The 20,189-nt window shown below is 72.0% G+C and carries 17 protein-coding genes; 7 read left to right on the top strand and 10 right to left on the bottom strand.

The features are described 5' to 3' along the window. Positions 1 to 99: 99 nt before the first annotated feature. From ABZ934_RS06200 to ABZ934_RS06220, 5 genes are all read right to left on the bottom strand, one after another. A complete protein-coding gene (locus ABZ934_RS06200) occupies positions 100 to 3,156 on the bottom strand; it encodes an AAA family ATPase (protein WP_361309078.1) in 3,057 nt (1,018 codons plus the stop codon). A gap of 80 nt (positions 3,157 to 3,236) precedes the next feature. Then, entirely contained in the window at positions 3,237 to 3,410 is a 174-nt protein-coding gene (locus ABZ934_RS06205; RefSeq protein WP_361309081.1) for a hypothetical protein, read from the bottom strand. 207 nt (positions 3,411 to 3,617) lie between these two features. After that, entirely contained in the window at positions 3,618 to 4,280 is a 663-nt protein-coding gene (locus tag ABZ934_RS06210; RefSeq protein WP_361309084.1) for a hypothetical protein, read from the bottom strand. Positions 4,281 to 4,713: 433 nt separating this feature from the next. After that, entirely contained in the window at positions 4,714 to 7,017 is a 2,304-nt protein-coding gene (locus ABZ934_RS06215; protein WP_361309086.1) for an MMPL family transporter, read from the bottom strand. Between the two features lie 163 nt (positions 7,018 to 7,180). Beyond that, on the bottom strand, positions 7,181 to 7,612 hold the full coding sequence (locus ABZ934_RS06220) for a signal peptidase I (RefSeq protein ID WP_361309089.1): 432 nt from the start codon (positions 7,610 to 7,612) through the stop codon (positions 7,181 to 7,183). Between the two features lie 66 nt (positions 7,613 to 7,678). Here ABZ934_RS06220 and ABZ934_RS06225 point away from each other — a divergent pair, with 66 nt between their 5' ends. Next, on the top strand, positions 7,679 to 8,485 hold the full coding sequence (locus tag ABZ934_RS06225; RefSeq protein ID WP_361309091.1) for a GNAT family N-acetyltransferase: 807 nt from the start codon (positions 7,679 to 7,681) through the stop codon (positions 8,483 to 8,485). A gap of 663 nt (positions 8,486 to 9,148) precedes the next feature. Here the strand turns inward: ABZ934_RS06225 and ABZ934_RS06230 are convergent. Then, positions 9,149 to 9,412 carry a hypothetical protein gene (locus ABZ934_RS06230; protein WP_361309093.1) on the bottom strand — a complete coding sequence of 88 codons (264 nt, stop codon included), beginning with the start codon at positions 9,410 to 9,412 and terminating at the stop codon, positions 9,149 to 9,151. 301 nt (positions 9,413 to 9,713) lie between these two features. Here ABZ934_RS06230 and ABZ934_RS06235 point away from each other — a divergent pair, with 301 nt between their 5' ends. The 3 genes from ABZ934_RS06235 to ABZ934_RS06245 all read left to right on the top strand — a co-directional run bounded on the left by ABZ934_RS06235 (position 9,714) and on the right by ABZ934_RS06245 (position 13,045). Further along, positions 9,714 to 10,226: a DinB family protein gene (locus ABZ934_RS06235; protein WP_361309095.1), complete on the top strand. Its 513-nt coding sequence runs from the start codon at positions 9,714 to 9,716 to the stop codon at positions 10,224 to 10,226. Between the two features lie 93 nt (positions 10,227 to 10,319). After that, positions 10,320 to 12,419, top strand: a complete 2,100-nt coding sequence (locus ABZ934_RS06240; protein WP_361309097.1) for a penicillin acylase family protein — start codon at positions 10,320 to 10,322, stop codon at positions 12,417 to 12,419. After that, complete coding sequence (locus ABZ934_RS06245; RefSeq protein WP_361309099.1) at positions 12,416 to 13,045, top strand: GNAT family N-acetyltransferase; 630 nt, start codon at positions 12,416 to 12,418, stop codon at positions 13,043 to 13,045. Before ABZ934_RS06240 ends, ABZ934_RS06245 begins: the two co-directional genes overlap by 4 nt. On the opposite strand, the gene ABZ934_RS06250 is transcribed toward ABZ934_RS06245, so the two are convergent. Then, on the bottom strand, positions 13,020 to 13,811 hold the full coding sequence (locus ABZ934_RS06250; RefSeq protein ID WP_361309101.1) for an alpha/beta hydrolase: 792 nt from the start codon (positions 13,809 to 13,811) through the stop codon (positions 13,020 to 13,022). The genes ABZ934_RS06245 and ABZ934_RS06250 overlap by 26 nt on opposite strands. Before the next feature lie 168 nt (positions 13,812 to 13,979). Here ABZ934_RS06250 and ABZ934_RS06255 point away from each other — a divergent pair, with 168 nt between their 5' ends. From ABZ934_RS06255 to ABZ934_RS06265, 3 genes are all read left to right on the top strand, one after another. Then, positions 13,980 to 14,804, top strand: a complete 825-nt coding sequence (locus ABZ934_RS06255) for a helix-turn-helix transcriptional regulator (protein ID WP_361309104.1) — start codon at positions 13,980 to 13,982, stop codon at positions 14,802 to 14,804. After that, a complete protein-coding gene (locus ABZ934_RS06260) occupies positions 14,801 to 15,040 on the top strand; it encodes a DUF397 domain-containing protein (protein WP_361309106.1) in 240 nt (79 codons plus the stop codon). The genes ABZ934_RS06255 and ABZ934_RS06260 overlap by 4 nt, the downstream gene beginning before the upstream one ends. A 73-nt stretch (positions 15,041 to 15,113) precedes the next feature. Then, positions 15,114 to 16,853 (top strand): protein kinase, encoded by a 1,740-nt coding sequence (locus tag ABZ934_RS06265; RefSeq protein WP_361309108.1) that lies wholly within the window; start codon positions 15,114 to 15,116, stop codon positions 16,851 to 16,853. 67 nt (positions 16,854 to 16,920) lie between these two features. Here the strand turns inward: ABZ934_RS06265 and gatB are convergent, their stop codons facing one another. From gatB to gatA, 3 genes are read right to left on the bottom strand one after another with little or no spacing between them, the layout of a single operon-like run. Continuing rightward, positions 16,921 to 18,429: an Asp-tRNA(Asn)/Glu-tRNA(Gln) amidotransferase subunit GatB gene (gene gatB, locus ABZ934_RS06270; protein ID WP_361309111.1), complete on the bottom strand. Its 1,509-nt coding sequence runs from the start codon at positions 18,427 to 18,429 to the stop codon at positions 16,921 to 16,923. A gap of 15 nt (positions 18,430 to 18,444) precedes the next feature. Next, complete coding sequence (locus tag ABZ934_RS06275) at positions 18,445 to 18,690, bottom strand: hypothetical protein (RefSeq protein WP_136214541.1); 246 nt, start codon at positions 18,688 to 18,690, stop codon at positions 18,445 to 18,447. Next, complete coding sequence (gatA, locus tag ABZ934_RS06280; protein ID WP_361309113.1) at positions 18,687 to 20,186, bottom strand: Asp-tRNA(Asn)/Glu-tRNA(Gln) amidotransferase subunit GatA; 1,500 nt, start codon at positions 20,184 to 20,186, stop codon at positions 18,687 to 18,689. Before gatA ends, ABZ934_RS06275 begins: the two co-directional genes overlap by 4 nt. Positions 20,187 to 20,189 lie beyond the last annotated feature (3 nt).

Genomic DNA, 20,189 nt, shown 5'->3' on the forward strand with positions numbered 1-20,189 from the left:
TAGGCGGTAGGCGGTAGGCGGTAGGCACGGTGGCCGCGCGCGGCGGGGTCGGCTCCTGCCGAGGCCGGAGGGGCGCGGGGGCCCGCGGGCGCGGTTCCTTCACCGGTCGTGTGCCGCCCGGGCGGGCACGTGGACGACCGGGCCGAACAGCCGGAGCCGGTGCGCGAGGGCCGCGGCCTCGCCGCGGCCGGAGACGCCCAGCTTCGCCAGGATGTTGGAGACATGCACGCTCGCCGTTTTCGGGGAGATGAACAGCTCCTCCGCGATCTGCCGGTTGGTGCTGCCCGTCGCGACCAGGCGGAGCACCTCCCGCTCGCGGCCGGTCAGGCCGAGTGCCTGGACCGCGTCCTCCTCCGGCGGGACCGGTCGCCGGGTCGGCCCGTCGTCGGTGAGGGGGAGCCGGGCCCGCTGCGCCAGCAGTGCCAGGTCCTCGCGCAGCCGGCGGGCGCCGAGCCGGTCGGCGGTGGCGTAGGCGTCGCGGAGCAGGGCCGCGGCCCGGTCACGGGCGCAGCCGGCCGCCAGCAGGGTCTCGGCCAGCCGGTGGCGGGCGCGGGCGAGCAGGTAGGGGCGCTCCAGTGGGGTGATCGCCTCGACGACCGCGTTCCAGTCGCGGACGGTGTCGCGGCCCTCGGCCCGGCGCAGCTCGGCCCGGAGGTATTCGGCGTGCGCGGCCCACACCGGGACGGGGGTGGCCAGGTCCCGGGCGGCGTCGCGCAGGGCGGCCACGGCGGCGTCACGGCCGGCGTCTGCGACCGGGAGGCCGCGGGCGTCGGCTTCCGCGGTGGCCGCTGCGAGGAGCAGCGGCCAGGCGTAGCGGTGGTGGCCCAGCGGGAAGCCGGCGGCGATCGCGTCGGCGACCTCCGCGCGGACGTCCGCGATCCGACCTTCGCCGGCGGCCAGCCCGACCGCGAGGCGGTAGAGCGGTATCCGGTGCTGGGGCTGGGTGTCGTGCGTTCCGAAGTGGGCGTGAGCGGCGGCGAGCTGCGCCGCCGTCTCGCTCAGCTCTCCGCGCGCCAGCGCGAGGTAGGCGAGGCGGGCGGCGCCGGAGCCGCGCGGGGCCGCGCTCTGGCCGACCCGCAGCGTGCGCTTGGCCGCGTCGGCGGCCTCGTCCCAGCGGCCGAGGCTGTAAAGGCTCTCGGCCATGTTTCCCCAGATCCATGCCTGGATGTCCAGGAGCCGGGCCTTGCCGACGCGTTCGACGCCCTGCTCGGCCACTTCCACGGCCTCCCGGGACTTGCCCAGACTCTCCAACTGGGAGCTGAGGTTGATGTGGGCCCGGCCCGCCAACATCACGTGACCGAGGGCGGTGGCCCGTTCCTTGACCTCGTGCATCACCGCCAGACCGCGCTCGCGCTCCCCCGAGTCGGCGAGCAGCGAACCCATCGTGATCCGGGCGTTCAGCTCGATCTCCTCGGCGTCGACCATGTGCGCGTAGTCGACGGCCCGTTCCGCGGCCTCCAGGTTGCCCGGGCCGGGGTTGTGGAGCATGCCCCACCCGGCGGCCCGCACCAGCACCTGCGCGTGCACGTGCGACGGGGGCAGCCCTTGGACGAGTCCCTGCGCCTTGGCGAGTTCCTCCCACCCGTCGCCCCGGCCGAGGCCGGCGATCAGGGAGGAGCGCTCGGTCCAGAACCAGGCGGCCCGCAGGGGGTCCGGGTCCTCTTCGAGGAACCTCAGCGCCAACTTGGTCGTCTTGAGGGCGCGTTCGCGTTCACCGCCGAAACGCGCCGCGACGGTCGCCTCGGCCAGCAGGTCGAGGCGGGCGAGCGGGGTGGTGGCCGGGTCACAGCCGCACGGCGGGTACACGTCGGTGTAGTCCACCGGGCGCAGCGCCTCGCGGACTTCGGCGGGGGCGCTGTCCCACAGGTCCAAGGCGCGCTCCAGCAGCCGCAGCTGCTCGGAGTAGGCGTGCCGGCGCCGGGCGGCCACCGAGGCGGCGAGCACGGCGGGGAGCGCCTTCGCCGGGTCGTTGGCGTAGTACCAGTAGGTGGCCGTCCGGATGACCCGCTCCTCGGCGCGGACCAGCGAGTCGTCGCCTTCCATGGCCTCCGCGTAGCGGCGGTTGACGCGGGCCCGCTCGCCGGGCAGCAGGTCGTCGCTGACGGCCTCGCGCACCAGCGAGTGGCGGAAGCGGTAGCCGTCCCCATCTGCGGTGGCGAGGAGGATGTTGGCTCCGACCGCGGCCCGCAGGGCCTCGATCAGTTCGTCCTCGGTGAGTCCGGCGACGGCCCTGAGCAGCGGGTACTCGACGGTGGAGCCGCCCTCGGCGACGAGGCGCACCACGCGCTGGGCCGCCTCGGGCAGCACCTCCACCCGTACCAGCAGCAGGTCGCGCAGCGACTCGGTGAGGCCGGTGCGGCAGCCGCTCGCCTTGGAGGCGACGAGCTCCTCGACGAAGAAGGCGTTGCCGTCGGAGCGGTCGAAGACGGAGTCGACGAATCCCTCTTCGGGCTGGGCCGCGAGGATGCCGGCGAGCTGACGGCGTACTTCCGCCCGGTTGAAACGGGGAAGCTCGATCCGCCGGACGGTACGGAGGCGGTCCAGTTCGGCGAGGAGGGGTCGCAGCGGGTGACGGCGGTGGACGTCGTCCGCGCGGTAGGTGCCGACGACGACGAGACGGCCGCTGCCCAGCGTCCGGAAGAGGTAGGCGAGAAGGTGCCGGGTGGAGGCGTCGGCCCAGTGCAGGTCCTCCAGGACGAGCACGATGGTGCGGTCCGCGGCGAGCCGCTCCAGCATCCGGGCCGTGAGCTCGAACAGCCGGGCGGTGCTCTCCTCGTCGTGCGGCCCCCGGGGGGTGTCGCCGAGTTCGGGGAGGATGCGGGCCAGTTCGTCCGCCTGGCCGGCGGCCGCGGCGGCCAACTCGTCGGGGAGGCGACGGTGCAGGCTGCGCAGGGCGGTCGAGAAGGGGGCGAACGGCAACCCCTCCGCCCCGATCTCCACGCAGCCTCCGACGGCCACCACGGCGCCCCGGCGGTCGGCGACCTCCAGGAACTCCTCGGTGAGGCGGGTCTTGCCGACCCCCGCCTCTCCCCCGATGAGGAGGGCTTGCGGCTCCTGTTCGGCGGCGCGCGTCAAAGCATCGACGAGTACGGCCAGTTCGTCGGCTCGGCCGACGAACACCGGGCTGACGGATCTGGTCTCCACGGCGTCGAGCATCGCACAGGGGCCCTGCCCCGCGGCACTCGTTATCGGTGCGCTTCTCATCACGCGTCAGTGGGGCCGCGTGGCGGGGCGGGTCAGGCCGCCCGGGTGAAACGGCTGCGCAGCGCCCTCACTGATACCCCTTCGGGTTCTTGACTCCGCGAGGACGCGGCGCGGCGCGCGTTCTTGGCCTCCCGGACCAGCCGGTACCGGTCGGCCCGGCGGATCAGGTCGGCGTGGCGGGCGGTGGCGAGTTCGTAGGCGAACATCTCGTACTCCCTGGTTGCTTTTCTCGGGCACCTCGTTCGGTGTGATCCAAGATTCGCGTCCCAGGGGGTACCGCCACATCGGGCGCATGCCGCATCTACACGGTCCGGGGGGCCTTAGGCGGGGGCCGTCGGCGCCTGACGCGGGTGCGGGTGGAGCGCGGCGGGCGAGGGGGAGGTAAGGCGGTGCCCAGCGGTGTAAGGCGGCGCCTAGGCGGGCTGGGCGGGGGCCGTCGGGACGGGGAGGAGGACATCGAAGTACATGAGCCCGAAGAGCAGGATGCCCAGGACGCCGAGGGCGACGGCCGCCCAGGCGACGGACCGGATCCAGGTGGGCAGGGTGCGGCCGGGCGTGCCGAAGGCCGGACGGGCCAGGACGAAGACGGCCAGCAGCAGCGCGAGGGTGGCGAGGACGCCGTTGACCAGGGCGGTCGCGTGCCACGGCGCGCTGTAGAGCGCGGCGATCTTCTGGTTGTTGTCGGCGGTGGCGCTCAGGTCGAGCTGGTTCGCGAGGTTCTCGCGCTCGGCGGCAACGCGGGAGACCCAGCTGCCGCTGAGGGCTACGGTCCCCAGCGCGGCGGCGACGATGGCGGTGGCGGCGGACCCGACGCCACCGGCGCGCTCGTCGGTGTCATCCGCCCCGTGCGTCTCGTCGTCCTCGTCGTCCTCGTCTGCCTCATCCAACTCGTCCGTCTCGACGGAAGCGTCCGCCCCGGCGGTGGCGTCCTTGGTCAGTTCGACGGGCCGGTCGGCCGGTTCGGCCTGCGCCGCGCCGGCCGGGGTGTCCGCCGCCGTGTCGGCCGCCGTCACGTCCTCGGGGGTCTCGGCATCGGCGTTGGCGGGGGTGGGGGTGGGGGTCTTGGTGGTCTCCATGCGGGGCACCGTAGGCGGCGTTTCTGAGAGGTTCCTGAGAGGTCCCTGAGAAGCCCGCGGCGCATCGGCCCAGGTGGGCACCGGTCAGGGAGGCCGCCGGCGTCGGCCTCGGCTACCGCGCGGCGCGTTCCGGCCACTCCGACGCCGCCACCGCCCGGATCTCGCCGTTCTGGCGGACACCCCGGAGCGGTAGTGCCGTGGCCGGGAAGTCCTGCCGCAGGACACCCTCCCGCCTCATGCCGAACCGCTCGGCCGCGGCGAGGCTCCTGCGGTTGGCGGAGGAGGCTCACCACTCCGCGCGGTGCACGCCGCGCTCCCGGAAGGCCCGGGCGATGAGGACCCGGCACGCCGCGGTGACCGGTCCCCGGCCGGCGGCGGATGTGCCGCTTCCTTCGGGTCGGTCGGCCTGCGGTGCGTACGGCGGGTCACCGGATCACCGGGATGTCGTGGCGGGCTCGACGCCGTCCGCGCTCGTGGCGGTCTCGCTACCGGCCCGCTGTGCGGGCGGTCTCGCACGGTCGCGGCACTCGGGCGGCTCGATGCTGATCCGCGGCAACCGGCGATCCAACCACGCGGGGAGCCACCAGTTGGCGCCGCCGAGCATGTGCATGAGCGCGGGGACCAGCAGCGTGCGCAGGACGAAGGCGTCGAGCGCGACCGCGGACGCGAGGGCGATGCCGAACATCGCGATGAGGCGGTCGCCGCTGAGGACGAACGCGAGAAAGACGGAGATCATGATGACGGCCGCCGAGTTGATCACCCGACTGGTCTCCGCGAGTCCCACGCGTACGGCGCGACGGTTGTCGCCGGTCTCCAACCACTCCTCGTACATCCGGCTCACCAGGAAGACCTGGTAGTCCATGGAGAGCCCGAAGAGCACCGACACCATGATCACGGGAAGGAACGGCTCGATCGGTCCGGCGCGGCCCAGGCCCAGCAGCTCACTGCCCCAGCCCCACTGGAAGATGCCGACGACGACGCCGAAGGAGGACGCCACGGCGGCGACGTTCATGGCGGAGGCCTTGACCGGGACCCCGACGGACCGGAAGGCCAGCAGCAGGAGCACACACCCGAGGGCGATGACCACCCCGACGAAGAGCGGCAGTTTTCCGATGATCACCTCGGCGAAGTCGTCGAAGGAGGCGGTGGCACCCCCGACGTGGGCCTCCATCGAGCTGCCGCGCGCGGCGCGCGGGATGACCTCCCGGCGCAGCCTGTCGACCAGGTCACTGGTGGCGCGGGACTGGGGCGCGTAGTCCGGTACGACGGTCAGGACGGCGGTGTCACCGCTCCGGTTGAAGAGGGGAGGGACGGTGGAGGCCACACCCCTGGTCGCGCGCAGCGCCTCGGCCAGTCGGTCCACGGCGATCCGGTCCGCCGCGCCGACGAGTCGGGCGACGACGGTGAGCGGACCGTTCGTCCCGGGGCCGAAGCCCTCCGCCGGCGCCTGCGCCCGCGCTGTTCCGCGCTCCCGGGGGCGGGAGGGGCTGCCGGCCAGCAGGTCGTAGGCCCGGCGGGTGGTGGAGCCGGCCGGGTTGTTGCCCTGGTCGGAGGTGCCGAGGTGCAAGGAGACGGTGGGGAGCGCCAGCACCACCATCACCGCGGCGGCGACCAGTCCGAGCGCTTTGGGGTGTCGTTCGACGAAGGCGGACCACCGGGCGGCGAAGCCCGCGGGCGCCTCGGTCCGCGGCCCTTCGGCCGCCAGCCTGCGGCGCTCACGGCGTGAGAGGGCGCGCGGGCCGATGAGGGAGAGGAGAGCGGGAAGCAGGGTGACCGACGCGGCCACCGTGAGGACAACGGTGAGGGCGGCCGCGATCGCGACGCCGTCGAGGAAGTCGAGCCGCAGTACGAGCATGCCGAGCAACGCGATGCACACGGTGGCCCCGGCGAACACCACGGCCCTGCCGGTGGTGGCCACCGCGTGCGCGGCCGCCTCCTCGACGGGGAGGCCGCGGCGCAGGCCCCTGCGGTGCCGGGTGACGATGAACAGGGCGTAGTCGATGCCCACGCCGAGCCCAACGAGGGTGCCCAGCATCGGCGCGAAGTCGGCGACGGGCATGGCGTGCCCGAGGAGCGTGATCCCGAAATAGGCGGTGCCCACGCTGACCAGGGCGGTGGCGATGGGCAACAGGCTCGCGGCGAGGGAACCGAACGCGAGGAAGAGGACCACGGCCGCGATGACCACGCCGACGACCTCGGCGTAGTGGGCGTCGGGCGCCTCGGTCAGGGCGATGGCCCGGCCGCCGAGTTCCACCTGTAGCCCGTCGGTCTCGGTGGTGGGGTTCTTGGCCGCCTTTACGACTGCCTCGGCTTGGGCTTTGGGTACGGAGTCGGCCTGCCGGTCGAAGGTGACGACGGCGTAGGCGGTGCGCCCGTCGGGGCTGATCTGGGCGGCCTGTCCGGGGTGGGGACCGTAGGGGCCGGCGACCGATCCGACGCCGTGGAGGCGGGACACCGCTTCCAACGCCGCCGTCATGCGCTGCTCGACGGCGGGGGTGCGGGCCGTCTGGTGGTCGGGGGCCCGCCAGACGATGGTGTCGGCGTCGCCGCCCCCGCCGTGGAAACCCTCGCGCAGGAGGGTGGCGGCCCGGCCGGACTCGGTCCCGGGGACCTCGTAGTCGTTGGAGAACGCCGAACCGGCGACGCCGGCGGCGAGTGCCGTTGCGGCGAGTGCGAGCAGCCAGATCAGGACGGTGGCCAGGCGGTGCCGCAGGCACCACCGTGCGATTGCTGCCAACGGACGTGCTCCCTGGGGGCGGATCGGTTTGGATCTGTTCGGGTCTTCACGGGAGACAGGCCGTCGCCATCCGGGGTCTCGATGGTCCGCTCTTGAGGATCGCAGCGTCTTGTGATCATTTGCCCCCTTCGTGCGCATCGTCACAGGGGGCGGAGGTGTCTCGTCAGGAAGTCGGGGATGGTGCGTCGGCCGGCGCTTCGGCTCGGTAGCCGGGGAGCGAGGGCCAACGGACCGTGAGGACCACCGTGTCCTCTTCCGCGTACCAGGAGTGGTCGACGCCGCGGCCCCAGACCACGTAGTCACCTTGTTCGGCGAGGACGACGGTGCGGCCGGGGAACTCCAGCCGGAAACGCCCGCTGATGAGTACCTGGAGCGCGGTCCGCTCCTCTCCGGTGACCCACCGCGCCCGCTCGTCACCCTTGGGGTGGACACCCCACTTGATCTCCACGTCCTCGCTGTGTCGGGGATCGCCGGCGGCCTTGAAGTGGCCGAGGAGCCAACCTCGGTCGGCGGCGGCATCGGGGGCGGCCTTGCCGGTGTAGATGGTGGGGGTGGGAGTAGGGGCGGGGGTGGTTGTCGTCGAGTGGTCCGTCACGGGGCGAGGCTAATGCAGTTGTGCGGAGCTGATGCCTGGTGGTGGTCTGAGCGGATGGCGGCAGCGATGGATCGTGACGATGTGATGCGGGTACGTGCCCTCTACGACGCGGAGATGCGCCGTGACGCCCGGCCGGACTCGGCCGGGGCCCGGGTGGAGCGGGTGGGTGCGGTGGTCCGGCAGACGGTGCCCGGGCTGCTGGGTTGGAACGGCGTGCTCTGGTCGGAACTGGACGAGGAGAACGCGGACGCGGAGATCGCGGCGCAGATCGCCCACTTTGGGCAGTTCGCGGGTTCCGGGCAGCCGGGGGGGTTCGAGTGGAAGCTGTACGACTACGACCGTCCGGCGGACTTGGGGGAGCGACTGCGTGCGGCCGGCTTCGTGCCGGAGCCGCCAGAGACCCTGCTGGTCGCCCGGACGGCCGATCTCGCCGCACTGCCGGTGGAACCGCCGGAGGGCATCACCCTGCGGGTGGTACGGGATGAAGCAGGGGTTGACCTGATGATGGAGGCCCGTGCCCGGGCCTTCGGCACCGAGCGGCCGCGCATCCGTGAGCAGATCCTCGGGCTGCTGCGGGAGCGGCCTGACACCATCGAAGCGGTGCTCGCCATGGCGGGCGACACCCCCGTCAGCGCGGCACGGATGGAGATGCCCGCAGGGTCGTCGTTCGCGGGCTTGTGGGGTGGCGGCACGGACCCGGAGTGGCGCGGCCGGGGCATCTACCGTCTGCTGGTCGCCCACCGGGCCCGCGTCGCGGCGCAACGCGGCATCCCGTACCTCCAGGTGGACGCGTCGGCCGACAGCCGCCCGATCCTGGAGCGGCTGGGCTTCCAGGTGCTGGGGGTAACGGTGCCGTACGTGTGGGAGGGGTGAGGGGCGGGCGGGGCGGTCTCGGGGAGGTGCTGGGGGCGGAACGGTCGGGGGTCACGCTTCAAGGCCCCGGTCTCAGCGATGCCCGACCGAAGCCCCGGTCCGGCCTGGGCCGCCTGGGCAGTTCCAGCCTCGCCGGCGTTTGAGGCGCGGGGCCTGGGGCGGAGTCCCAGAAGCCCCGAGCACAGCGAGAGGACCCACCCACCGGCGCCCCAGATCGCTACGCGCTCCCCCCGTCACGCGTCCGCGACCCGTCCGGGGCCGGTCATAGGCCGCCACGGATCGTGGAACGGCTGACGTGCCCCGGCGACGAACCGCACGTCATCGGCTGGACATAGACCGCCCAAACAGGCACCAACCACCGCCGGGAGGGCGTCCACAGGCCGAGAAGGACGAAGGGCATCGGCCCGGGGTGGCTGACATGACCTGGCGCCGATCTGACCGGCGGCAGGGCGGCTCACGCCGGTTACGACCTCAACCCGCTTCCCGTGGACGGGCTGAAGGGGACAGGAGGTGGATGACGTCGTCTGGCGCCGAACAGATGACCAGCAGGCGGGATCAGAGGCCGGGGCCGTAGCCCGGGTCCGGGAGTTGGCGGGGCGTGTACCACTCGGCCAGCCCCCAGACCCCCAGCGCGAGCACGGCCACGGCGGCGAGCGCCGCGAGTCAAGGGGGCCGCCCCCACCGGGTGGTCAAGGTCCAGGTGGAGAACGGGACCGCCGTGCAGCCGAGCAGAATCAGCGGCAGGTCGACGAAGACCACGCTCAGGTCACGCGCGTGATGCTCGAACCCGCCGTCGATACTGAAGGCCGCCCGCGGCAGCCATACGACCAGCGCCGTCACGGCACCGAGGGCGATGACGAGGCGTCCGACGATGCCTACGGGCCTCGGCTTCGCACCCGAGGTCGGTCCAGCTGGATTTTCCGTCATGCCCGCGACAGACGCGACCGCCCGCCACACGGTTCCGGCGATCGACCGGTCAACGCGTGCCCACCGCCCAAGACCGGCCGAAGAGTGGCATCGGACCGCCCTCCGGGCGGTGGTTGGTGCCCGTTTCGGCGGCCTGTGTGCAACCGATGACGTGCGGTTCGTCGCCGGCACACGTCAGCCGTTCCACGACCCGTGGCAGCGTATGACCAGCCCGGGACGGGTCGCAGAAGGGGGGCAACGCCCCCGAAACCCCCTTCCGCCCCGACCCCCCGCCCTGCAAGATCCGTACATGCAACCCGTCATGAAACCCGTCGTAGAGCCCGTTGATCCCCCCTTCACCGCCGGCGAGCGCGAAAGCCTCCGCGGCTACCTCGACTACCACCGCGCCATCCTCGCCGGAAAGTGCCGGGAACTCTCCGACGAAGACCTGCGGCGGCAGGCTTCGCCGCCCTCGACGCTGTCCCTGTTGGGTCTCGTGCGGCACATGGCCGAGGTCGAACGGCATTGGTTCCGCCGCACGATCGGCGCCACCGACGTCCCGCACGTGTGGTCCGACCGGCACGACTTCCAGGCCGCCTACGACGCCTCCTCCGCCACCCGCGCCGAAGCCTTCGCGGCCTGGGAGGCGGAGGTCGAGCACTCCCGCGCCGTGGAAGCCGCCGCCGAGTCCCTCGACGTCAGGGGCTATGTCACCAAGTGGGAAGAGGAGGTCTCGCTCAGGTTCGTGATGCTGCACATGATCCACGAGTACGCCCGCCACAACGGCCACGCCGACTTCCTCCGCGAGGCGATCGACGGCACCGTCGGCGACTGACCCCCCGCTCCCACCCCACCCACCCCGCCCCCGATAACGAGCTCAACAGTTAGGCTAGCCTTACCTAAAGCCGACCCCCGGGGGAGCCCCAGCATGCGCAGCCGGACCACCACAGACGGCTCCACCACCGACCCCACCTCCCACGGCGTCTACCGCGACCCCTGGGGCATCCCCCACCTCCGCGCCGCCGACCACCTCCGCCTCGCCCACGCCCAAGGCCGCGTCACCGCTCTGGACCGGGCCTGGCAGGTGGAGGTGGAGCGGCACCGCGCCCAGGGGACGAGTGCCGCGTTCCTCGGGGCCGGGGCGGTCGCCTGGGACCGGTTCGCGCGGCAGGCCCGGCTCGACGACACCGCGCGCCGCTGCCACGAGGCCCTCGACGCCGAGACCGCCGCCTGGGTGGGGGCGTACGTCGACGGCGTCAACGACGGCCTCGCCGAAGGAGCCGCCCGCGACGAGCGGTTCGCGCGCGCCGTGCACCGCCCCACTCCGTGGGAGCCGTGGGTACCGCTCTCCATCTGGATCGCCACCCACATCCTCTTCGCCGGCTTCGCCACCAAGCTCTGGCGCGAGCGCGTCGCCCGCGCCCTCGGCGACGGCGCCGTCACCCTCTTCGCCACCGACGGCCCCGGCACCGCCGGCAGCAACGGCTGGCTCGTCCCCGGCGAGCGCACCGCCACCGGCGCGGCGATCATCGCCGGCGACCCCCACCGGTTCATCGAAGACCCCGGCGTCTACCAGCAGATACGCCTCTCCTGCCCCGAGTACGACGTGATCGGCCTCGCCGTCCCCGGCGTCCCCGGGCTCGCCCACTTCGGTCACACGGGAAGCGCTGCCTGGGCCATCACCAACGCCATGGCCGACTACCAGGACCTGTACGTCGAACAGTTGCGCCCGGCCACAGGAGGTGACGCCGTCGAGGCGCTGGGCCCGGACGGCACCTGGGAACCGGTCCACCGGCACACCGAGACCATCACGGTCGCCGGCGCCGACCCCGTCACCGTCGAGGTACTCGAAACCGCCCGGGGCCCGGTCGTCGTCCACGACACCGACATCGACGCCGACACCAGCCTGTCCCTGCGCTACCCGCCCCGCGTCCGCCGCGACCTCGGCTTCGCCGCCCTCCCCGCGCTGCTGCGCGCCCGCACGGTCGCCGACATCGACCGCGCCCTCGACGGCTGGGCCGAACCCGTCAACGTCGTCCACGCCGCCGACACCGAGGGCGGCCTGCTGCACCGCGTCGCCGGAGCCGTCCCGCACCGCGACCCCGCCAACCGGCTGCGCCCCGTGCCCGCTTGGGAGGCGCGGTACGCCTGGCAGGGTTGGGCCGTGACCCCCGCCGAGCCGGTCCAGGGCTTCGCCGTCATGGCGAACGCGCGCGGCATCGCCTCCCCGCTCGGCGTCGAGTTCGCGCCCCCGCACCGCGCGAACCGCATCCGCGAGCTGCTCTCCGGCTCGGCCGACTGGTCCCCGAAGGCGATGGCCGCCGTACACCGGGACACCCACCTGGCCTCCGCCGAGCCCCTCCTGGCGCTGCTGCCCGGGCTCGACGGCCTCTCCCCCGACGCGGCACTCCTGCGCGCACGCCTCCTGACCTGGGACCGGCGCATGGAGGCCGACTCCACCGACGCCACCGTCTTCTCGGCCTTCCGAACCGCGACCGTACGCCGCTTCGCCGCCGACCCCGTCTTCGCCGGCCTGGCCGACGCGCCGACCGCTCCCGAGGTGTTCCACCCCTGGCTGTACCTCGTCCCGCGCGTCGGCTACGCCTTGGAGGGGCTGCTGACCACGCCCCTCCTCCCCGACCTGGACCGCGCCCGTCACGTCCGCGCCGCCCTGGAGGAGACGGCGGCCGGGCGCAGCGCCGACAGGCCCTGGTCGGAGGTCCACCGGCTGACCCCGTGGTCGGCGCTCCCCGACCCGGACGCCGAGTGGCCCGGCCTCGGCGGCGACCACGACTGCGTGAACGCCACCTCTTCCGTCCCCGGTTTCACCGACCTCACCGCCCGCGCATCGGCGGCCCGTTACGTCTGGGACCTCGCCCGGCGCGAGGACAGCCTCTGGGTGGTCCCGCTGGGCGCCGACGGGGTCACCGGCTCCCCCCACCACCGCGACCAGCTCCGCTTCTGGGCCCGCTGCGAACTCGTACCCGTCGTCACCGACTGGGCCCGCCTCACCAAGGAATCCGCATGACCACCCCCGCCACCCCCGCCGCGACCACCCTCGCCGCCCCCACCCGGCAGCCCGTCTTCACCCGTCTCGTGGAGGGCTTCGGGACCGTCACGCTCACCCCCCTCGACCCGGCCGCCGACTCCGCCCTGATCCACGGCTGGGTCACCGAGGAACGGGCCCGCTTCTGGGGCATGGCAGAGGCGAGCCGCGAGCTGGTGCGGGAGATCTACGAGGACGTGGACCGCCGCACCACCCACCACGCCTTCCTGGTCCGCCGCGACGGTCTGCCGGTCGCGCTGTTCCAGACGTACGACTGCGCCGAGGACCGGATCAGCGAGTGCTACGAGGTGCGGCCGGGCGATGTCGGCATCCACCTGCTGCTCGGCCCGGCCCAGGGCGCGCCGGAGCACGGGTTCAGCGCGGCCCTGGTGGGCGTGTTCACGGCGTACCTGTTCTCCGACGGCGGCGCCCGCCGCGTGGTCGGTGAGCCGGACGTCCGCAACACCAAGGTCATCGCCTTCCTCCGGCGCTCCGGCTTCGTCCTCGGTCCCGAGATCGAGCTGCCGGAGATCGACCTGCCGGAGGTCTACCTCCCGGCGAAGAAGGCGCGCCTCGTCTTCCTCAACGCGACCGCAGGAACCCGCTGATCAACGCCGCCCACTCGGCCGGTCGTTCGGCGAAGGGGAGGTGGCCGGTGGGGAGTTCCGCGTACTGCGCGCCCGGGAGGGAGTCGGCCAGTTCCCGCTGGAGGTCGAGCGGTACGAGCCCGTCCTCGGTCGTCGCGATGACGAGGGCGGGTACGTCGATCCGCGCGAGGTCGGCGCGCAGGTCGGCGCCCTTGATCAGCTCGACGTGGTCCCCGCTGCCGGGCGGTATGGAAGCGGCGGTGGCCCGCACCAGCTCTTCGAGCTCCTCGGGGCTGAGCGCCTCCAACGTCCGCGCGCTGAGGGCGAGCGGGGTCAGGAACCGTGCGAGCGATCCGCTGTCGCCCCGAGCGGCCAACGCCGACCAGAGGTCGGCGACCAGTCCCAGCCGGTTCCCGGCGCGGGCGAAGGTCGCGGTGAGGACGAGCGCGGTGACCCGCTCGGGGTACCGGGCGGCGAGCCGGATGGCGACGTTCCCGCCGAGCGAGTAGCCGAGCACGGCGAACCGCTCCAACCCTTCGGCGTCGGCCGCCGCGACCAACTGGTCGCCCAGCACGTTGAGTTCGAGTGGCACGCCGGCACGCGGCGTGCCGCCGGTCCCGGGGTAGTCGACCCCGACGACGCTGTATGCGGCGGCCAGGTCGTCCAGGATCGCCCCGAAGTTGGACTCGACGGAGCCACCGCCGCCATGGGCTAGCAGCAGCCCGGGGCCACCGCTTTCCTTGCGGACGGTGCGGGCGTAGGGGGCGACAGGCGTGAGGGTGGACATGGTGTTGACACCTCGCGACTTCTGTATCGGTCGTTGCAGATTCAACCTACCGGCATTTGCTAGCGCCCGCTACACAACTTTGGACGGGTCGCTCGTACACGCCCTTTGTACGGGTGCCGTAGGGGTGATACGTGGGTCGGCGCGAGGCCGGCGGGGGATGTGACCGGCATGCCCAAAAGCAACCGGCCCCAGAAGAACGCCTCTTGGAAGGTCGTCGGCGTCCTGCTGGCCCACCATCGCAAGCGCGCCCTGCTCACCCAACAGCAGCTGGCCGACCTGGTCTTCTGCGACGTCGAGTCCATCGCCTCGGTGGAACAGGGCCGCCGGCCACTGTCCCTGAAGCTCGCCGTCGCCCTCGATGCGGTCCTGGACGCGAAAGGAGCACTGCGAGAGGCGGCGGAGGCAATCCCCAGGCGGGAGCGGTATCCGGCGTTCGCACGCGAGTACATCGAGCACGAGGAGGAAGCGCTCAGCCTGCTCTCGTATCAGAATGCCTCGGTCCCAGGCATGCTTCAGACGCCGGAGTACGCAGAGGCGGTCTTCGCCAACTTCTTCCCCCCGCTCCCAGCCGACCAGATCGCCCAACAGGCCGAGGACAGGATCGCCCGCCAAGCCCTGTTCCATCGCGAACCGCAACCACCGGTGATGCACTTCATCATCGAGCAGTACGTGTTGGAGCGCCCCGTCGGTGGGCCGCAAGTGCTACGCGGACAACTCGAACGCCTGCGAGTCCTCGCGGAACTTCCTTTCGTCGGACTTCAAATCATGCCCCGTTCTCGCGAGACACACGCCGGACTGGACGGGGCGATGGTTCTGCTGGAGACATCCGATCATGAGCAACTCGCCTACGTAGAGGGTCAGCGTGTCAGCTTCCTCCTGGATGACCCCGATGAGGTCCATCCCCTCCATCTCCTGTATGGGATGCTGCGTTCCCAGGCTCTGTCCGTGGAAGACAGCGAGAGCCTGCTGGACGAGATGCTGGGAGAGTCATGACGCACCAACTGGCCTGGTTCAAGTCGAGTTACAGCGGTAGCCAGGGCGGCGACTGCATCGAAGTCGCCTACCACTGGCACAAGTCGAGCTACAGCAGTGATGCGGGCGGCAACTGCGTCGAGGTCGCCGCGCACCCCGCCGCCGTGCACGTCCGGGACTCCAAGGTGACCGACGGGCCCGTCCTGACGGTCTCCCCCGGGACCTGGGCCGCCTTCGTGTCGGGCGCGGCAAACTGACCGTTCCGATTGACCGTGTGATTCAGGCCACGCCAGACTGACCCCCACGCAAACCAGTGCCGCTGGGGGGAAATTGACCAGCCAGAATCTGCACATCGGACCGGATTCCGCAGCCGACCGTTATCGGTTGCTCCGGTCCATCGGGCGTGGCGGGGAGGCCGTGCTCTACCTCGCCGAGATCGAGCTCGCGGGTGGCAGTGAACCGGTGGTCGTCAAGGTGCTCGACTCCAAGACGACCATCACGCCCGACATCTTCGACCGGATCAGCCAGAAGTGGAACGAGCAGGCCGAGTTGCTCCGCTTCGTCCACCGCCCCGGTGTCGTCGGTGTCCGGGAGCATTTCGAAGGGCCTCCGATCCACCGGCCCGGGGAGTCCGGGACGCTGACCGGGCGGGCCCTCGTACTCGTCATGAACCACGTCGACGGGCTCGACCTGCGCGACTGGCGGGCCGAGCGGACCCTCACCACCACCGCCGAGCGGCGCGAGGTCATGCGCACGCTGGAGCAGTTGGCGGACGTGCTGGACTGGCTGCACTCGGGGAAGGCGACCCCGTCCGGGCGCCAGGTCATCCACGGTGACCTCTCCCCCGGCAACGTGATGGTCGACGCGCACGGGCAGGCGACCCTGGTGGACTTCGGCCTGAGCAAGCTCACCGCCGACCACCAGACGGCCGAGGTCTGGTTCACCCCGGGCTACGCGGCCCCCGAGGTCTTCGACGGCAAGCGGACCCCGGGCGCCGACCGGTACGCCTTCGGGGCCATCGCGTACTTCCTGCTGAGCGGGGAGTCCCCACCCTCCTCGCCGGAGCAACTGGCCCGGGCCATGCAGGCGTTGCCGCAGATCGCGGCGCTGGACGCCGAGCAGCGGAGCCGGATCACCGCGGTCTACGCCTACGACCCCGCCGAGCGGCCGGTGAGCCTGACGGGGTGGATGAAGGACGTCCGGCACGCGGTAGTGTCCACGACCAGCTCCACCTCCCAGCGCGCCACGGCCGTCCAGGACGCCGTACCCGGCGCGGTCCCGCCCCGGCCGGTGGTGGCCCCGGTGGTGCCCCCGCAGCCCGCGAGTACGCCGCCTCCCGTACCGGCCGCGTACGCGCCCACTTACGCCCTGCACGCCACCCCGCCCCCGGAGCCGCCGGGCAGCCAGAAGGAGAAGAAGAAGCGGGCCGGGCTGGTCCTGGGCTCGGTGGCCGCCGTGCTGGTCATCGCCGCTCTCGCGGTGATCGGCGTACAGCTCCTGAACGGGAACCACGACAAGGGGCGGGACCAAGCGGCCTCGAACAGCAAGGCGGAGAGCACCGCCTCCGACGAGACCACCCCGGAGGAGACCCCGACGCCCACCCCGTCGGAGAGCGAGAGTGCGGAGCCCACGGCCGACCCCACCGCCTCCGGCACCGCGCCGGCGGGCATCGCGGCGAACATCAAGGCGGCCGACCTGACCGTCATGACGCCCGTGTCGGACCTGGGCAACTTCAAGGTCGGCTCGGCGAAGATCAATACCAAGCAGTACGGGGCCGCCTTCATCGCCCAGCCCGATTGCAACGACGAGGCCGTCACGGAGTTCGACCTCAACCGGGAGTGGAAGCACCTGGACTTCACCGCCGGGATCGACGACGGCTCCTTGCAGCAGAAGGGGCGGGTCACCATCTCGCTCGACGGCCGGCCGGCGGCCTTTTCCGAACTGGTGGAGCTCGGCAAGCCGATCACCAAGTCGGTGGACGTGAACGGCGCCCTGCGGCTGCGCGTCAAGGTGGACATGGGCTGCGACAACGGCACCGTCGTGATCGCCGCCCCGCAGCTCACCCGCTGACCGGGGACACGACCGCGGCCCCGCACCGGAGGGTTCCGGTGCGGGGCCGCGGGCCTGTGGCGGGGTTCTACTCCGAGACGCCCAGCCGCTCCAGGATGAGCTCCTTGACGCGCGCCGCGTCCGCCTGGCCGCGGGTGGTCTTCATGACCGCGCCGACCAGGGCGCCGACCGCCGCGATCTTGCCGCCGCGGATCTTGTCCGCGATGGCGGCGTTGCCCGCGATGGCCTCGTCCACGGCCGCGCCCAGCGCGCCCTCGTCCGAGACGACCTTGAGGCCGCGCTTGTCGACGACCTCGTCCGGGGTGCCCTCGCCGGCGAGGACGCCCTCGATGACCTGGCGGGCCAGCTTGTCGTTGAGCGAGCCCTCGGCGACCAGCGCCGCGACCCGGGCGACCTGCGCCGGGGTGATGGGCAGCTCGTCGACGGAGACGCCCTGCTCGTTGGCGTTGCGGGCCAGCTCGCCCATCCACCACTTGCGGGCGGCGGCCGAGTCGGCGCCCGCCTCGATGGTGGCGACGATGGAGTCCACCGCGCCCGCGTTGAGGATCGACTGCATGTCGTGCTCGTTCACGCCCCACTCCTCGCGGAGCCGGTTTCGGCGCACGCGCGGCATCTCGGGCAGGCCGCCCCGCAGTTCCTCGACCCAGTCGCGGGCCGGGGCGACGGGGACCAGGTCGGGCTCCGGGAAGTACCGGTAGTCCTCGGCGTTGTCCTTGATGCGGCCGGCCGTGGTGGAGCCGTCCTCCTCGTGGAAGTGCCGGGTCTCCTGGATGATGGTGCCGCCGGAGGAGAGGACCGCTGCGTGGCGCTGGATCTCGAAGCGCGCCGCGCGCTCCACGGAGCGGAGCGAGTTGACGTTCTTCGTCTCCGAGCGGGTGCCGAACTTCTCGGTGCCGTTCGGGCGCAGCGACAGGTTCACGTCGCAGCGCATCTGGCCCTTGTCCATCCGGGCCTCGGAGACGCCGAGGGCCTTGATGACCTCGCGCAGCTCGGCGACGTACGCCTTCGCGACCTCGGGGGCCCGCTCGCCCGCGCCCTCGATGGGCTTGGTGACGATCTCGATGAGCGGGATGCCGGCGCGGTTGTAGTCCAGCAGGGAGTGGGACGCGCCGTGGATACGGCCGGTGGCGCCGCCGACGTGCAGCGACTTGCCGGTGTCCTCCTCCATGTGGGCGCGTTCGATCTCCACGCGGAAGATCTCGCCGTCCTCCAGCTGGACGTCCAGGAAGCCGTTGAAGGCGATCGGCTCGTCGTACTGGGAGGTCTGGAAGTTCTTCGGCATGTCCGGATAGAAGTAGTTCTTCCGGGCGAAGCGGCACCACTCGGCGATCTCGCAGTTGAGCGCGAGACCGATCTTGATGGCGGACTCCACGCCGATCGCGTTGACGACCGGGAGCGCGCCGGGCATGCCGAGGCAGACGGGGCAGGTCTGCGCGTTGGGCTCGGCGCCCAGCTCGGTCGAGCAGCCGCAGAACATCTTGGTCTTGGTGCCGAGCTCGACATGGACCTCCAGGCCCATGACGGGGTCGTACGACGCGAGGGCGTCCTCGTACGACAGCAGTTCGGTGACGGTCACAGTGAAACTTCCCTCTCAGCCCAGCAGGACGTCGTCGTCGCCGAGGCGCTTCAGCTCGCGGTACAGGATCGCGAGGCCGGTGACGATGGCGGCGGCGGACACAACGGCGTCGACCAGCTTCAGCGTGTCGTTCTCGGTGCGGGCCTTCTTGGCCTGCTTGATCACGCTGATGGCACCGAAGGCGGTGGTGCCGATCGACAGGTACGTACCGGACTTGGACTTCTTGAAGCCCTTGGCCTTGGACAGTGCGCTACCACTCACAGCGACGGAGCCTCCTCAAGCAGCGGGTGACCCCAACGCTCCGTGAAGGCGGCCTCGACGGCGGCACCGACCTTGTAGAGCCGGTCGTCCTTCATGGCGGGGGCGATGATCTGCAGTCCGACCGGCAGGCCGTCCTCCGGTGCCAGGCCGCAGGGGAGCGACATGGCGGAGTTGCCGGCCAGGTTGGTCGGGATGGTGCACAGGTCGGCGAGGTACATCGCCAGGGGGTCGTCGGTGCGCTCACCGATCGGGAAGGCGGTGGTCGGGGTCGTCGGGGAGACGATCACGTCGACCTGCTCGAAGGACTTCTCGAAGTCCTTCGAGATCAGCGTGCGGACCTTCTGGGCGGAGCCGTAGTACGCGTCGTAGTAGCCGGAGCTGAGCGCGTACGTGCCGAGGATGATGCGGCGCTTGACCTCGTCGCCGAAGCCGGCTTCGCGGGTCAGGGCGGTGACGTCCTCGGCGGACAGGGTGCCGTCGTCGCCGACGCGCAGGCCGTAGCGCAGACCGTCGAAGCGGGCCAGGTTCGAGGATGCCTCGGACGGGGCGATCAGGTAGTACGCGGCCATGGCGAGGTCGAAGGACGGGCAGTCCAGCTCGACGATCTCGGCGCCGAGTTCCTTCAGGAGCTCGACCGACTCGTTGAAGCGCTGGACGACACCGGCCTGGTAGCCCTCGCCCGCGAACTGCTTGACGACGCCGACGCGCATGCCGGCGACGGAGCCGTTGCGGGCCGCCTCGACGACCGGCGGGACCGGGGCGTCGATGGAGGTGGAGTCCATCGGGTCGTGGCCGGCGATCACCTCGTGGAGGAGCGCGGCGTCCAGGACCGTACGGGCGCAGGGGCCGCCCTGGTCGAGGGAGGAGGAGAAGGCGACCATGCCGTAGCGGGAGACCGAGCCGTACGTGGGCTTCACGCCGACGGTGGCCGTGACGGCGGCGGGCTGGCGGATGGAGCCGCCGGTGTCCGTGCCGATGGCGAGGGGCGCCTGGAAGGCGGCGAGGGCCGCGGCGGAGCCGCCGCCGGAGCCGCCGGGGATGCGGGTGAGGTCCCAGGGGTTGCCAGTGGGGCCGTACGCGCTGTTCTCGGTGGAGGACCCCATGGCGAACTCGTCCATGTTGGTCTTGCCGAGGATGACGACGTCGGCTTCCTTGAGCCGGCGCGTCAGGGTGGCGTCGTAGGGCGGGATCCACCCTTCGAGCATCTTCGAGCCGACGGTCGTCGGGACGCCGACGGTCGTGAAGATGTCCTTGAGGGCGAGCGGTACGCCGGCCAGCGGGCCGAGCTTCTCGCCGCGCTCGCGCTTGGCGTCGACGGCGCGGGCCTGGGCGAGGGCGCCTTCGCGGTCGACGTGGAGGAAGGCGTGGACCTTCTCGTCGGTCGCCTCGATGCGGGACAGGTGGGCCTCGGTGACCTCGACGGCCGTGAGCTCGCCGGAGGCGATCTTCTCGGCGGTCTCGGCGGCCGTGAGCTTGATGATGATGGTGTCAGCCATGGT

This window comes from Streptomyces sp. NPDC046557 (assembly GCF_040645975.1).
Taxonomy (GTDB): Bacteria; Actinomycetota; Actinomycetes; order Streptomycetales; family Streptomycetaceae; genus Streptomyces.

Excerpts from the sequence above, each read along its gene's own strand:
- ABZ934_RS06230 (WP_361309093.1), bottom strand. The coding sequence starts at position 9,412 with ATGACGGAAAATCCAGCTGGACCGACCTCGGGTGCGAAGCCGAGGCCC.
- ABZ934_RS06210 (WP_361309084.1), bottom strand. The coding sequence starts at position 4,280 with ATGGAGACCACCAAGACCCCCACCCCCACCCCCGCCAACGCCGATGCC.
- gatA (WP_361309113.1), bottom strand. The coding sequence starts at position 20,186 with ATGGCTGACACCATCATCATCAAGCTCACGGCCGCCGAGACCGCCGAG.
- ABZ934_RS06245 (WP_361309099.1), top strand. The coding sequence starts at position 12,416 with ATGACCACCCCCGCCACCCCCGCCGCGACCACCCTCGCCGCCCCCACC.
- ABZ934_RS06205 (WP_361309081.1), bottom strand. The coding sequence starts at position 3,410 with ATGTTCGCCTACGAACTCGCCACCGCCCGCCACGCCGACCTGATCCGC.
- ABZ934_RS06260 (WP_361309106.1), top strand. The coding sequence starts at position 14,801 with ATGACGCACCAACTGGCCTGGTTCAAGTCGAGTTACAGCGGTAGCCAG.
- ABZ934_RS06250 (WP_361309101.1), bottom strand. The coding sequence starts at position 13,811 with ATGTCCACCCTCACGCCTGTCGCCCCCTACGCCCGCACCGTCCGCAAG.
- ABZ934_RS06235 (WP_361309095.1), top strand. The coding sequence starts at position 9,714 with ATGAAACCCGTCGTAGAGCCCGTTGATCCCCCCTTCACCGCCGGCGAG.
- ABZ934_RS06255 (WP_361309104.1), top strand. The coding sequence starts at position 13,980 with ATGCCCAAAAGCAACCGGCCCCAGAAGAACGCCTCTTGGAAGGTCGTC.
- ABZ934_RS06225 (WP_361309091.1), top strand. The coding sequence starts at position 7,679 with ATGGATCGTGACGATGTGATGCGGGTACGTGCCCTCTACGACGCGGAG.
- ABZ934_RS06240 (WP_361309097.1), top strand. The coding sequence starts at position 10,320 with ATGCGCAGCCGGACCACCACAGACGGCTCCACCACCGACCCCACCTCC.
- ABZ934_RS06200 (WP_361309078.1), bottom strand. The coding sequence starts at position 3,156 with ATGCTCGACGCCGTGGAGACCAGATCCGTCAGCCCGGTGTTCGTCGGC.